General features: G+C 40.8%; 10 protein-coding genes and 1 pseudogene. 9 read left to right on the forward strand and 2 right to left on the reverse strand.

What is annotated here, in order from left to right; genetic code table 11:
- Positions 1–81 precede the first annotated feature (81 nt).
- The 5 genes from rsmH to HT678_RS10035 all read left to right on the forward strand — a co-directional run bounded on the left by rsmH (position 82) and on the right by HT678_RS10035 (position 7,313).
- Complete coding sequence (gene rsmH / locus HT678_RS10015; RefSeq protein WP_172924948.1) at positions 82–1,032, forward strand: 16S rRNA (cytosine(1402)-N(4))-methyltransferase RsmH; 951 nt, start codon at positions 82–84, stop codon at positions 1,030–1,032.
- Between the two features lie 11 nt (positions 1,033–1,043).
- Positions 1,044–1,361 (forward strand): cell division protein FtsL, encoded by a 318-nt coding sequence (gene ftsL, locus HT678_RS10020; RefSeq protein WP_000818547.1) that lies wholly within the window; start codon positions 1,044–1,046, stop codon positions 1,359–1,361.
- Positions 1,362–1,364: 3 nt separating this feature from the next.
- Positions 1,365–3,617, forward strand: a complete 2,253-nt coding sequence (gene pbp2X / locus HT678_RS10025) for a penicillin-binding protein 2X (protein ID WP_172924950.1) — start codon at positions 1,365–1,367, stop codon at positions 3,615–3,617.
- A 1-nt stretch (position 3,618) separates the two neighbouring features.
- The gene (gene mraY, locus HT678_RS10030) at positions 3,619–4,599 is read left to right on the forward strand and encodes a phospho-N-acetylmuramoyl-pentapeptide-transferase (RefSeq protein ID WP_172924952.1); all 981 of its coding nucleotides are present in this window, start codon (positions 3,619–3,621) and stop codon (positions 4,597–4,599) included.
- Between the two features lie 608 nt (positions 4,600–5,207).
- On the forward strand, positions 5,208–7,313 hold the full coding sequence (locus tag HT678_RS10035) for an ATP-dependent Clp protease ATP-binding subunit (protein WP_001063388.1): 2,106 nt from the start codon (positions 5,208–5,210) through the stop codon (positions 7,311–7,313).
- A 295-nt stretch (positions 7,314–7,608) separates the two neighbouring features.
- Here the strand turns inward: HT678_RS10035 and HT678_RS10040 are convergent, their stop codons facing one another.
- Positions 7,609–8,091: an S-ribosylhomocysteine lyase gene (locus HT678_RS10040; RefSeq protein ID WP_000032561.1), complete on the reverse strand. Its 483-nt coding sequence runs from the start codon at positions 8,089–8,091 to the stop codon at positions 7,609–7,611.
- Positions 8,092–8,185: 94 nt separating this feature from the next.
- Positions 8,186–9,670 carry a DUF1846 domain-containing protein gene (locus tag HT678_RS10045; protein WP_000743635.1) on the reverse strand — a complete coding sequence of 495 codons (1,485 nt, stop codon included), beginning with the start codon at positions 9,668–9,670 and terminating at the stop codon, positions 8,186–8,188.
- 152 nt (positions 9,671–9,822) lie between these two features.
- Here HT678_RS10045 and HT678_RS10050 point away from each other — a divergent pair, with 152 nt between their 5' ends.
- From HT678_RS10050 to HT678_RS10070, 4 genes and pseudogenes are all read left to right on the forward strand, one after another.
- Complete coding sequence (locus HT678_RS10050; RefSeq protein ID WP_001156807.1) at positions 9,823–11,430, forward strand: alpha-glucosidase; 1,608 nt, start codon at positions 9,823–9,825, stop codon at positions 11,428–11,430.
- Positions 11,431–11,625: 195 nt separating this feature from the next.
- Positions 11,626–13,582, forward strand: a pseudogene (locus tag HT678_RS10060) (peptide ABC transporter substrate-binding protein).
- A 288-nt stretch (positions 13,583–13,870) separates the two neighbouring features.
- A complete protein-coding gene (glf, locus tag HT678_RS10065; protein ID WP_000272518.1) occupies positions 13,871–14,971 on the forward strand; it encodes a UDP-galactopyranose mutase in 1,101 nt (366 codons plus the stop codon).
- 84 nt (positions 14,972–15,055) lie between these two features.
- The coding region (locus HT678_RS10070; protein ID WP_031222607.1) for a helix-turn-helix domain-containing protein at positions 15,056–15,214 on the forward strand (159 nt) is incomplete at its 3' end.

Raw genomic sequence — 15,214 nt, forward strand, 5'->3', positions numbered from 1 at the left:
CTTGAACTTGAAATTTGGCCTCCTTATCCTATTTGTCTGACAAGTGCAAGCTGGTCGGATTTGTGGTAAAATAGATAAGATATGACAAAAAAATTTCATCATGTAACGGTCTTACTCCACGAAACGATTGATATGCTTGACGTAAAACCTGACGGTATCTACGTTGATGCGACTTTGGGTGGAGCAGGCCATAGCGAGTATTTATTAAGTAAATTAAGTGAAAAAGGCCATCTCTATGCCTTTGACCAGGATCAGAATGCCATTGACAATGCGCAAAAACGCTTGGCACCTTACATTGAGAAGGGAATGGTGACCTTTATCAAGGATAACTTCCGTCATTTACAGGCACGTTTGCGCGAAGCTGGTGTTCAGGAAATTGATGGAATTTGTTATGACTTGGGAGTGTCTAGTCCTCAATTGGACCAGCGTGAGCGTGGTTTTTCTTATAAAAAGGATGCGCCACTGGACATGCGGATGAATCAGGATGCTAGTCTGACAGCCTATGAAGTGGTTAATCATTATGACTATCATGATTTGGTTCGTATTTTCTTCAAATACGGTGAGGATAAATTCTCTAAACAGATTGCGCGTAAGATTGAACAAGCACGTGAAGTCAAGTCAATCGAGACTACGACTGAGTTAGCAGAGATTATCAAGTTGGTCAAACCTGCCAAGGAACTCAAGAAGAAGGGTCATCCTGCTAAGCAGATTTTCCAGGCTATTCGAATTGAAGTCAATGATGAACTGGGAGCGGCAGATGAGTCCATCCAGCAGGCTATGGATATGTTGGCTCTGGATGGTAGAATTTCAGTGATTACCTTTCATTCCTTAGAAGACCGCTTGACCAAGCAATTGTTCAAGGAAGCTTCAACAGTTGAAGTTCCAAAAGGCTTGCCTTTCATCCCAGATGATCTCAAGCCCAAGATGGAATTGGTGTCCCGTAAGCCAATCTTGCCAAGTGCGGAAGAGTTAGAAGCCAATAACCGCTCGCACTCAGCCAAGTTGCGCGTGGTCAGAAAAATTCACAAGTAAGAGGGAAAAAGATGGCAGAAAAAATGGAAAAAACAGGTCAAATACTACAGATGCAACTTAAACGGTTTTCGCGTGTGGAAAAAGCTTTTTACTTTTCCATTGCTGTAACCACTCTTATTGTAGCCATTAGTATTATTTTTATGCAGACCAAGCTCTTGCAAGTGCAGAATGATTTGACAAAAATCAATGCGCAGATAGAGGAAAAGAAGACCGAATTGGACGATGCCAAGCAAGAGGTCAATGAACTATTACGTGCAGAACGTTTGAAAGAAATTGCCAATTCACACGATTTGCAATTAAACAATGAAAATATTAGAATAGCGGAGTAAGATATGAAGTGGACAAAAAGAGTAATCCGTTATGCGACCAAAAATCGGAAATCGCCGGCTGAAAACAGACGCAGAGTTGGAAAAAGTCTGAGTTTATTATCTGTCTTTGTTTTTGCCGTTTTTTTAGTCAATTTTGCGGTCATTATTGGGACGGGCACTCGCTTTGGAACAGATTTAGCGAAGGAAGCTAAGAAGGTTCATCAAACCACCCGTACAGTTCCTGCCAAACGTGGGACTATTTATGACCGAAATGGAGTCCCGATTGCTGAGGATGCGACATCTTATAATGTCTATGCGGTCATTGATGAGAACTATAAGTCAGCAACGGGTAAGATTCTTTACGTAGAAAAAACACAATTTAACAAGGTTGCAGAGGTCTTTCATAAGTATCTGGACATGGAAGAATCCTATGTAAGAGAGCAACTCTCGCAACCTAATCTCAAGCAAGTTTCCTTTGGTTCGAAGGGCAATGGGATTACCTATGCCAATATGATGGCTATTAAAAAAGAGTTGGAAACTGCAGAGGTCAAGGGGATTGATTTTACAACCAGCCCTAACAGAAGCTATCCAAATGGACAATTTGCTTCTAGTTTTATCGGACTAGCTCAGCTCCATGAAAATGAAGATGGAAGCAAGAGCTTGCTGGGAACCTCTGGAATGGAGAGTTCCTTGAACAGTATTCTTGCAGGGACAGACGGCATTATTACCTATGAAAAGGATCGTCTGGGTAATATTGTACCCGGAACAGAACAAGTTTCCCAACAAACGGTAGATGGCAAGGATGTTTACACAACCATTTCCAGCCCCCTCCAGTCCTTTATGGAAACCCAGATGGATGCTTTTCAAGAGAAGGTAAAAGGAAAGTACATGACAGCGACTTTGGTCAGTGCTAGAACGGGAGAGATACTCGCAACGACACAACGACCGACCTTTGATGCAGATACAAAAGAAGGCATTACGGAGGACTTTGTTTGGCGTGATATCCTTTACCAAAGTAACTATGAGCCAGGTTCCACTATGAAAGTGATGATGTTGGCTGCTGCTATTGATAATAATACCTTTCCAGGAGGAGAAGTCTTCAATAGTAGTGAGTTAAAAATTGCAGATGCCACGATTCGAGATTGGGACGTCAATGAAGGATTGACTGGTGGCAGAATGATGACTTTTTCTCAAGGTTTTGCACACTCAAGTAACGTTGGGATGACCCTCCTTGAGCAAAAGATGGGAGATGCTACCTGGCTTGATTATCTTAATCGTTTTAAATTTGGTGTTCCGACCCGTTTCGGTTTGACGGATGAGTATGCTGGTCAGCTTCCTGCGGATAATATCGTTAACATTGCGCAAAGCTCATTTGGGCAAGGGATTTCAGTGACCCAGACGCAAATGATTCGTGCCTTTACAGCTATTGCTAATGACGGTGTCATGCTGGAGCCTAAATTTATTAGTGCCATTTATGATCCAAATGATCAAACTGCTCGGAAATCTCAAAAAGAAATTGTGGGAAATCCTGTTTCTAAAGATGCAGCTAGTCTAACTCGGACTAACATGGTTTTGGTAGGGACGGATCCGGTTTATGGAACCATGTATAACCACAGCACAGGCAAGCCAACTGTAACTGTTCCTGGGCAAAATGTAGCCCTCAAGTCTGGTACGGCTCAGATTGCTGACGAGAAAAATGGTGGTTATCTAGTCGGGTTAACCAACTATATTTTCTCAGCTGTATCGATGAATCCGGCTGAAAATCCTGATTTTATCTTGTATGTGACGGTCCAACAACCTGAACATTATTCAGGTATCCAGTTGGGAGAATTTGCCAATCCTATCTTGGAGCGGGCTTCAGCTATGAAAGACTCTCTCAATCTTCAAACAACAGCTAAAGCTTTGGAGCAAGTAAGTCAACAAAGTCCTTATCCTATGCCTAGTGTCAAGGATATTTCACCTGGTGATTTAGCAGAAGAATTGCGTCGCAATCTTGTACAACCTATCGTTGTGGGAACAGGAACGAAGATTAAAAATAGTTCTGCTGAAGAAGGAAAGAATCTTGCCCCGAACCAGCAAGTCCTGATCTTATCTGATAAAGCAGAGGAAGTTCCAGACATGTATGGTTGGACAAAAGCGACTGCTGAGACCTTTGCTAAGTGGCTCAATATAGAACTTGAATTTGAAGGTTCGGGCTCTACTGTGCAGAAGCAAGATGTTCGAACTAACACAGCTATCAAGGACATTAAAAAAATTACATTAACTTTAGGAGACTAATATGTTTATTTCCATCAGTGCTGGAATTGTGACATTTTTACTAACTTTAGTAGGAATTCCGGCCTTTATCCAATTTTATAGAAAGGCGCAAATTACAGGCCAGCAGATGCATGAGGATGTTAAACAGCACCAGGCAAAAGCTGGGACTCCTACAATGGGAGGTTTGGTTTTCTTAATTACTTCTGTTTTGGTTGCTTTCGTTTTTTCCCTATTTAGTAGCCAATTCAGCAATAATGTGGGAATGATTTTGTTTATCTTGGTCTTGTATGGCTTGGTCGGATTTTTAGATGACTTTCTCAAGGTCTTTCGTAAAATCAATGAGGGGCTTAATCCCAAGCAAAAATTAGCTCTTCAGCTTCTAGGTGGAGTTATCTTCTATCTTTTCTATGAGCGTGGAGGTGATATGCTTTCCGTCTTTAGTTACCAAGTGCATCTAGGGATTTTCTATATTATTTTCGCTCTTTTCTGGCTAGTCGGTTTTTCAAATGCAGTCAACTTGACAGACGGTATTGACGGTCTAGCTAGTATTTCCGTTGTGATTAGCTTGTCTGCCTATGGAGTTATTGCCTATGTGCAAGGTCAGATGGATATTCTTCTGGTGATTCTAGCCATGATTGGTGGTTTGCTCGGTTTCTTCGTCTTTAACCATAAGCCTGCTAAAGTCTTTATGGGAGATGTGGGAAGTTTGGCTCTCGGTGGAATGCTGGCAGCGATTTCTATGGCTCTCCACCAAGAATGGACTCTCTTGATTATCGGAATTGTGTATGTTTTTGAAACAACTTCGGTCATGATGCAAGTCAGTTATTTCAAACTGACAGGTGGCAAACGTATTTTCCGTATGACACCTGTACATCACCATTTTGAGCTTGGGGGATTGTCTGGTAAAGGAAATCCTTGGAGCGAGTGGAAGGTTGACTTCTTCTTTTGGGGAGTGGGACTTCTAGCAAGTCTCCTGACCCTCGCAATTTTGTATTTGATGTAAGAATGGCACCCTGATGTTTCAGGGTGTTTTTGTGTTTAAATACACAATGAAAATCAAAGAACAAACTAGAAAGCTAACTTTAGGCTGCTCAAAATATAGTAGATTGAAACTAGAATAGTACACATCTACTTCTAAAATATTGTTAGAAATCGATTTGACTGTCCTGATTGATTTGTCCTGTTCTTATTTCATTTCACTATACAGTTTTGAGATGGTTGATAGAACTGACGAAGTCAGCTCAAAACACGGTTTTGAGATTGTAGATAAGGAGAAGCTGATGTGGTTTGAAGAGGTTTTCGAAGAGTGTAAAAAAATATTGGTCAGTTAAAGTCAAAGCTCTTGACCTTTTCTGACCAATGTAGTATATTATGAACGTAAGGTAAATGAAAGCCTTACTAGAACACTTATTTAAAGTAAAATAGAAAGAGGTGGGTCTATGTTTCATCTAGAAATCTTCAGAAGTAAAGATAGTCTACTCCTGCTTGAAAAAGAAAAACCAGAAATAGTACGTAGGGTAGCGGTTTAGCTAGTCTAAATTTTTTAAAACAAAGGTCAAAGATAGTCAATATCAGTAATCATAATTAAGTAAACAAAAAGAGGTAAAGAATATGAATAACAATTTTAATAATTTTAATAACATGGATGATTTATTTAACCAATTGATGGGTGGTATGCGAGGATACAGTTCTGAAAATCGCCGTTACTTAATTAATGGACGCGAAGTCACACCTGAGGAATTTGCTCACTATCGTGCGACTGGTCAATTACCAGGAAATGCAGAAACTGATGTGCAAATGCCACAACAGGCATCAGGTATGAAACAAGACGGTGTCCTTGCAAAACTAGGTCGAAACTTGACAGCAGAAGCGCGTGAGGGCAAGTTGGATCCTGTTATCGGACGAAACAAGGAAATTCAAGAAACATCTGAAATCCTCTCACGCCGCACCAAGAACAATCCTGTTTTGGTCGGAGATGCAGGTGTTGGTAAGACAGCAGTTGTCGAAGGTCTAGCGCAAGCCATTGTGAACGGAGATGTTCCTGCTGCTATCAAGAACAAGGAAATTATTTCTATTGATATCTCAGGTCTTGAGGCTGGTACTCAATACCGTGGTAGCTTTGAAGAAAATGTCCAAAACTTAGTCAATGAAGTGAAAGAAGCAGGGAATATTATCCTCTTCTTTGATGAAATTCACCAAATTCTTGGTGCTGGTAGCACTGGTGGAGACAGTGGTTCTAAAGGACTTGCGGATATTCTCAAGCCAGCTCTCTCTCGTGGAGAATTGACAGTGATTGGGGCAACAACTCAAGACGAATACCGTAACACCATCTTGAAGAATGCTGCTCTTGCTCGTCGTTTCAACGAAGTGAAGGTCAATGCTCCTTCAGCAGAGAATACTTTTAAAATTCTTCAAGGCATTCGTGATCTCTATCAACAACACCACAATGTCATCTTGCCAGACGAAGTCTTGAAAGCAGCGGTGGATTATTCTGTTCAATACATTCCTCAACGTAGCTTGCCAGATAAGGCTATTGACCTTGTCGATGTAACGGCTGCTCACTTGGCTGCTCAACATCCAGTAACAGATGTGCATGCTGTTGAACGAGAAATCGAAACGGAAAAAGACAAGCAAGAAAAAGCAGTTGAAGCAGAAGATTTTGAAGCAGCTCTAAACTATAAAACACGCATTGCAGAATTGGAAAAGAAAATCGAAAACCACACAGAAGATATGAAAGTGACTGCAAGTGTCAACGATGTGGCTGAATCTGTGGAACGAATGACAGGTATCCCAGTATCGCAAATGGGAGCTTCAGATATCGAACGTTTGAAAGATATGGCTCATCGCTTGCAAGACAAGGTGATTGGTCAAGATAAGGCCGTAGAAGCTGTAGCTCGTGCTATCCGTCGTAACCGTGCTGGTTTTGATGAAGGAAATCGCCCAATCGGCAGCTTCCTCTTTGTAGGGTCTACTGGGGTTGGTAAGACGGAGCTTGCTAAGCAATTGGCACTCGATATGTTTGGAACCCAGGATGCGATTATCCGTTTGGATATGTCTGAATACAGTGACCGCACAGCTGTTTCTAAGCTAATTGGTACAACAGCAGGCTATGTGGGTTATGATGACAATAGCAATACCTTAACAGAACGTGTTCGTCGCAATCCATACTCTATCATTCTCTTGGATGAAATTGAAAAGGCTGACCCTCAAGTTATTACCCTTCTCCTCCAAGTTCTAGATGATGGTCGTTTGACAGATGGTCAAGGAAATACAGTAAACTTCAAGAACACTGTCATTATTGCGACCTCAAATGCTGGATTTGGCTATGAAGCCAACTTGACAGAAGATGCGGATAAACCAGAATTGATGGACCGTTTGAACCCCTTCTTCCGTCCAGAACTCCTCAACCGCTTTAATGCAGTCATCGAGTTCTCACACTTGACTAAGGAAGATCTTTCTAAGATTGTAGATTTGATGTTGGCTGAAGTTAACCAAACCTTGGCTAAGAAAGACATTGACTTGGTAGTTAGTCAAGCGGCTAAAGATTATATCACAGAAGAAGGTTACGACGAAGTCATGGGGGTTCGTCCTCTCCGTCGCGTGGTTGAACAAGAAATTCGTGATAAGGTGACAGACTTCCACTTGGATCATTTAGATGCTAAACATCTGGAAGCAGATATGGAAGATGGCGTTTTGGTTATTCGTGAGAAAGTCTAAGACAGAATTTTGAGGATAAAAAAGAAGGAGCCAGCTGAAAAAAACTGGTTCCTTTTGAGGTATGACGGGCATGTCGTGTAGTAGAGGTGTACTATTCTAGTTTCAGTCTACTATAGTAGCTCAGAAGTCGGTACTTAAACGTGCTATATCAAAACCAGTCCTGGAAAAACGTGGACTGGTTTCGTGTTTGGATTATTACCTTGAACGACATGCGTTAAAAGTTAGTTGAACCGCCGTATGCCGAACGGCACGTGCGGTGGTGTGAGAGGGGCTAGAGATTATCCCCTACTCGATTTTAAATCACATGACGTTCAAAGGCATCATCTGAAATCCCTTGTTCCAAGATGAGTTTTGCCCATTCTTTAGCAGAGAAGAGGCTGTGGTCCTTGTAGTTTCCGCAAGATTCGATGGTTGTCCCTGGGACATCTTCCCAAGTAGTAGTTTCAGCGATTTCCTTGAGCGAATCCTTGATAACAGCTGCGATTTTAGCACTGGCGTGACGTCCCCACATAATCATGTGGAAGCCTGTGCGGCAACCAAATGGTGAACAGTCAATCATGCCGTCAATGCGGGTACGGATGAGTTTGGCTAAGAGGTGCTCGATAGTGTGAAGGCCGGCAGTAGGGATCGAGTCTTCATTGGGTTGCACTAAACGAATATCATAATTGGAGATGACATCTCCCTTTGGCCCTGTTTCTTCCCCAATCAAGCGAACATAGGGTGCTTTGACAATGGTGTGGTCAAGTTCAAAACTTTCGACAATAACTTCTTTTGACATGGTAAATCCTTTCAGTTTTCTTCTCTCATTATATCATAAAGGTTGCTCCTGAGACAGAGAGAAAACCTCTCCGAGGCTGGAGAGGTTGAAATCTTTACTTACGATATAAGCGGTCGTATTGGTAGTATGGGTCAAAGGTTACGTTGATACCCAGTTTACGAAGGACATTCTTGTCTTCATCAGTCAAGATGATGGTTGAGTGGGCTTCGCTTCCTTTGAGGTTGCCGAGTTCTTCCATAGCGCGGGCAGCATCAGGATTTTCTGTAGCTGTGATAGCAAGTGCAATCAGGATTTCATTTGAATGAAGGCGTGGATTGTGGCTACCGAGATGATCGATTTTAAGACCTTGGATTGGCTTAACAACTTCAGGCTCGATTAGTTTTACTTCTTTAGCGATGTCAGCTGATTTTTTGATGGCGTTGATCAAGGCAGCGGCTGTAGGGCCAAAGAGTTCTGAGTTCTTACCAGTGACGATTTCCCCATTTGGCAATTCAAAGGCTAGGGCTGGTCCACCAGTTTCTTCTGCTTTTTGGCGCGCAACGACAGCAACCTTACGGTCTGCAGGTGTGATACCGAGGTCGTTCATGAGCAACTCAATTTTCTTGACGGCAGCTTCGCCAACTTTTTCAGCTTTGAAGTCAAGAACTGTTTGATAGTAACGGCGGATGATTTCTTGTTTAGAAGCTTCGACAGCAGCCTCGTCATCTGTAATAGCGAAACCAACCATGTTGACACCCATATCTGTCGGTGAAGCGTATGGTGATTTTCCGAGAATACGTTCCAACATGCGCTTGAGCACTGGGAAGATTTCGATATCACGGTTGTAGTTGACAGTGGTTTCTCCATAGGTTTGAAGATGGAAGGGGTCAATCATGTTGACATCATCAAGGTCAGCTGTGGCAGCTTCATAAGCCAAGTTAACTGGGTGATGAAGGGGAAGATTCCAAACAGGGAAGGTTTCAAATTTAGCGTAGCCAGACTTGATGCCATTGATTTGGTCGTGGTACATATTGGACATACACGTTGCCAATTTTCCAGAACCGGGTCCAGGAGCGGTTACGACAATCAAGTTGCGACTGGTTTTGATGTAGTCGTTTTTGCCCATGCCTTCTGGGGAAATGATGTGATCCATATCCGTCGGATATCCTTTGATTGGATAATGAAGATAAGAATCAATTCCGTTTTTCTCAAGTTGGTTGCGGAAGGCATCTGCAGCGGGTTGGCCAGCGTATTGTGTAATGACAACGGAGCCGACAAAAATCCCTAATTCATTGAATTTGTCAATCAAACGAAGAACTTCTTGGTCATAAGAAATGCCTAAGTCGCCACGTGCTTTGGAATGTTCAATGTTGCTAGCATTAATGGCAATCACAACCTCAACCTGCTCTTTCAATTCTTGCAAGAGCTTGATTTTGTTGTCAGGTTCATAACCAGGAAGGACACGAGCAGCGTGGAAATCTTCTAACATTTTACCGCCAAATTCTAAGTAGAGTTTGCCGTCAAATTGGTTAATGCGTTCCAAAATATGGTCGCGTTGTAAATTCAAATATCGTTCAGAACTAAAAGCTTGTTTTTTCATTTTTTTACCTCTGACCTCTATTATAATAAAAAATTGGAAGTTAGGAAACTACGGAGTTAAAAAAGGAATCAAAAAGATTAGGCGAACGCTTGCATAAAAATCTGAAAAGCGCTATCATAGACTATAGATTATTAAAATAATGAGGTAAGAAGATGCAAGAAAAATGGTGGCACAATGCCGTAGTTTATCAAGTTTATCCAAAGAGTTTCATGGACAGCAACGGAGATGGAATTGGCGATTTGCCAGGAATTACCAGTAAGTTAGACTATCTAGCCAAGCTAGGGATTACAGCGATTTGGCTTTCTCCCGTTTATGACAGCCCTATGGATGATAATGGCTACGATATTGCTGATTATCAAGCGATTGCAACGATTTTTGGAACCATGGAGGATATGGATCAACTGATTGCGGAAGCTAAGAAGCGTGATATTCGTATCATCATGGACTTGGTGGTCAATCATACCTCGGATGAACATGCTTGGTTTGTAGAGGCCTGTGAAAATCCTAATAGCCCTGAGCGAGACTACTATATCTGGCGCGATGAACCCAATGACCTAGATTCTATCTTTAGTGGGTCTGCTTGGGAATACGATGAAAAGTCAGGTCAATACTATCTCCACTTTTTCAGTAAGAAACAGCCGGATCTCAACTGGGAAAATGAAAAACTTCGCCAGAAAATTTATGATATGATGGACTTCTGGATTGATAAAGGTATTGGTGGTTTCCGTATGGATGTTATTGACATGATTGGCAAAATTCCTGACGAGAAGGTAGTCAATAATGGTCCTATGCTTCACCCCTATCTCAAGGAAATGAATCAGGCCACCTTTGGAGCTAAGAATCTCTTGACAGTAGGGGAAACCTGGGGAGCAACGCCAGAGATTGCCAAGCTCTACTCTGACCCAAAGGGGCAAGAATTGTCTATGGTCTTCCATTTTGAACATATCGGTCTTCAGTATCAGGAAGGTCAGCCTAAATGGCACTATCAAAAAGAGCTGAATATCGCTAAGTTAAAAGAAATCTTCAACAAATGGCAGACAGAGTTAGGAGTTGAGGACGGCTGGAATTCCCTCTTCTGGAACAACCATGACCTCCCTCGTATTGTCTCAATCTGGGGAAATGACCAAGAATACCGCGAAAAATCTGCCAAAGCCTTTGCAATCTTGCTTCATATTATGAGAGGAACTCCTTATATCTACCAAGGTGAGGAGATTGGGATGACCAACTATCCGTTTGAAACGCTGGATCAAGTAGAAGATATTGAATCCCTCAATTATGCGCGTGAAGCTCTTGAAAAAGGTGTTTCGCTGGAAGAAATCATGGACAGTATACGTGTCATTGGACGTGACAATGCCCGTACCCCTATGCAATGGGACGAGAGCAAAAACGCTGGTTTCTCAACAGGTCAACCTTGGTTGGCAGTGAATCCAAACTATCAAGCAATCAACGTTCAAGAAGCGCTGGCAAATCCAGATTCTATTTTCTATACTTATCAGAACTTGGTCCAAATCCGTAAGGAGAACAGCTGGCTGATTCGAGCTGACTTTGAATTGCTTGATACGGCTGATAAGGTCTTCGCCTATATCCGTAAAGATGGCGACCGTCGTTTCCTAGTTGTGGCTAACTTGTCCAATGAAGAGCAAGTCTTTGTAGTAGAAGGAAATGTCAAATCTGTCTTGATTGAAAACACCCTAGCTCAAGAAGTCTTTGAAAAACAAATCTTAGCTCCATGGGATGCTTTCTGTGTGGAATTACTATAAATATTTTTTACAGAAAAATTTAAAATTGAAATCGCATAAAAACAAGGGAGGGTTGTATGAAAAGGCAGAAATCCTTTGTTTTTTATAACCAAGGTTTATAAACTTTCATTCTCGAAATTCAATTAACTTTACAAATTTCCACTATTTTGGTAAAACAAACCTATGTTACAAAAACTAACATAAAGTAGAAGGGAGATGAATACAAAAAAGAGTGTCCTTAGTGCAGGCCTGACTTTTGCATTTGCCTTGCTTTTAGCTGCTTGCGGACAATCAGGTTCAGATACAAAAACTTACTCATCAACCTTTAGTGGAAATCCAACTGCATTTAACTACTTGTTAGACTACTACGCTGATAATACAGCCATCATTACCAACCTAGTTGATGGTTTGCTTGAAAATGACAATTACGGAAATCTAGTTCCGTCTTTAGCAGAGGACTGGTCTGTTTCAAGCGGCGGTCTGACTTATACTTACAAATTGAGAAAAGTGCCAAATGGTTCACGGCTGACGGTGAAGAGTACGCCCCAGTTAAGGCACAAGATTTTGTGACAGGTATCAAGTACGCAGTGGATAATAAATCACAGGCCATTGACTTGATTCAAAACTCGATTAAGGGCTTGACTGATTATTTTACAGGAGCGGATTCTGACTTTTCTAAGGTTGGGGTGAAGGCCATTGACGACCAGACTGTTGAGTATACTTTGTCACGGCCAGAACCTTACTGGAACTCAAAAACAACCAACAGTATTCTTTTCCCAGTAAACGAAGAGTTTTTAAACTCAAAAGGGAAAGATTTTGGTACCCTATCTCCAGATAGTATTCTCTACAGCGGACCTTATTTGTTAAAAGATTTCACATCAAAATCATCGATCGAGTATGTGAAAAATCCGCATTACTATGATCATGACAAAGTATCAATTGAACATGTGAAATTGGCCTATTTTGATGGTTCAGACCAAGAATTGACCATCCGTAACTTTGAAAGTGGAGCTTATTCTATCGCTGGGGTTTATCCAAATAGTTCTAACTTTGCTAAGACCAAGGAGAAATATAAGGATAATATCGTCTATAGCTTGCAGGACAAGACTTCTTGGTATTTCAATTTCAACGTTAACCGTAAGGCCTACAATCACACTGCTAAAACGACAGATGAGCAGAAGAAGTCAACTGAGACAGCTGTTTTGAACAAGAACTTCCGCCAAGCGGTGAACTTTGCCTTGGACCGCACAGCCTATTCTGCTCAGTCAAATGGGGAAGAAGCAGCTAGCAAGACTCTTCGTAACACCCTAGTACCTCCTACATTTGTCCAAGTTGGAGACAAGACCTTTGGAGAAGTAGTCGCTTCTAAATTGGTCAACTACGGAACAGAATGGTCAGGTATTAACCTGGCAGATGCTCAGGATGCCTATTTCAACAAAGAAAAAGCCCAAGCAAAATTTGCGGAAGCTAAAAAAAATTGGCAAGTCAAGGTGTGACTTTCCCAATTCACTTGGATGTTGCAGTTGATCAGACAAGTAAAAATGCTGTGACAGGCATGAACTCAGTTAAGTAGACCCTTGAGTCGGTTTTGGGGGCTGATAACATCGTCATTGATGTTCAGCAACTTTCAACAGATGATTTTAATAATGTAGCCTTCTTAGCACCGACAGCAGCTGATAGAGACTATGATTTGAACTTTGATGGCTGGGTAGGTGACTATCAAGATCCATCAACTTATCTCAATCCTTTCAATGCAGAGGATGGATTCTACCTTAAGATTTTTGGACTAGATGCCAAGGAAGATAAGGAAAAAATCACTAGCCTAGGTCTGGATACCTATACTAATATACTTAAAGATGCAGATAGTGAAAATAAAGATGTAGCCAAACGTTACGAAAAATATGCTGAAGCACAGGCTTGGATGATTGACAATTCTCTCATTATGTCAGCTATGTCAAGTGGTGGCACAGCATCTGTAACCAAAGTGACGCCATTTACAAGAGGCTATTCATTGGTTGGTATCAAGGGTGATGGCAATAACTACAAGTACATGAAACTGCAAAAAGACACTGTGACGACCAAACAGTTTGAAGAAGCTAAAAGTAAATGGGAGCAAGAAAGCAAAAAAGCAATCGAAAAAGCCCAAAAAGAAGCAGAAAAACATGTTAAATAGTTAGAAATAGCCTTTTCAAGCAAAATCCTAAAGACAAACATCAGTTTTGGTGCTTGTCTTTTTAAATCACTCGGCTATCGAAAACTGAGAAATGATTTGTTTTGTGCTAAAATAGATTGAAACGAATACTCAATAAAAATCAAAGAGTAACTGGGAAGTCAGCTCAAAATACTGTTTTGAGGTTGCAGATGGACGCTGACGTGCTTTGAAGAGATTTTCGAAGAGTATAAAGATCCTCTCTTTTACTATAGTTAAGGAGATGTAAAGATAAGTGATAAGGAAGAGACTATGTACGACTATCTAATCGTTGGTGCTGGTTTGTCGGGAGCAATTTTTGCTTATGAGGCGACTAAGCGTGGAAAAAAAGTAAAAGTTATTGATAAACGTGACCACATTGGTGGAAATATCTACTGTGAGAATGTAGAAGGGGTTAATGTTCATAAATATGGTGCCCATATCTTTCATACTTCTAATAAAAAAGTTTGGGACTATGTCAATCAATTCGCTGAGTTTAACAATTATATCAACTCGCCTCTAGCTAATTACAAGGGTAGCCTTTATAATCTACCTTTCAATATGAATACTTTCTATGCTATGTGGGGTACAAAAACTCCTCAAGAAGTGAAAGATAAGATTGCTGATCAAACGGCTCATATGAAGGACGTTGAACCTAAAAACTTGGAAGAACAGGCTATCAAGTTGATTGGTCCAGATATTTATGAAAAATTGATTAAAGGATATACTGAAAAGCAATGGGGACGTTCTGCTACTGACCTTCCACCGTTTATTATTAAACGTCTACCAGTTCGTTTGACCTTTGATAATAATTATTTCAATGACCGTTACCAAGGAATTCCAATTGGTGGGTATAATGTCATTATCGAAAATATGCTCAAGGATGTGGAAGTAGAACTTGGTCTTGACTTTTTTGCCAATCGTCAAGAATTAGAAGCTTCTGCTGAAAAAGTTGTCTTTACAGGGATGATTGACCAATACTTTGATTATAAACATGGTGAGTTAGAATACCGTAGTCTTCGTTTTGAGCATGAAGTTTTTGATGAAGAAAACTATCAAGGAAATGCTGTAGTGAACTACACAGAGCGAGAAATTCCTTATACTCGCATTATTGAGCATAAACATTTTGAGTATGGTACACAAGCTAAAACGGTTATTACTCGAGAATACCCAGCTGATTGGAAACGTGGAGATGAGCCTTATTATCCAATCAATGATGAGAGAAACAATGCTATATTTTCCAAATATCAGGAAGAAGCGGCAACAAATGACAAGGTTATTTTCTGTGGTCGTTTAGCAGATTATAAATACTACGACATGCATGTGGTCATCGAACGGGCTTTGGAAGTGGTCGAGGAAGAGTTGGGACAATAATGCAAGGATTCCGTTATTTTAGAATCTTTGCTACTTAAGATTTTTATACTAAACTAAAATAAAAAAGTATTATATAATAGTAATATGAAATCAACTAAAGAAGAAATCCAAGCTATCAAAACACTTTTAAAAGACTCTAGTACAGCTAAATATCATAAACGCCTTCAAATCGTTCTATTTCGTCTGATGGGTAAATCTTATAAAGAGATTATAGAGCTTTTAGGCTGTAATCAAACAACGATT

It is taken from the genome of Streptococcus sp. 3167 (assembly GCF_013277175.1).
GTDB lineage: Bacteria > Bacillota > Bacilli > Lactobacillales > Streptococcaceae > Streptococcus > Streptococcus pseudopneumoniae.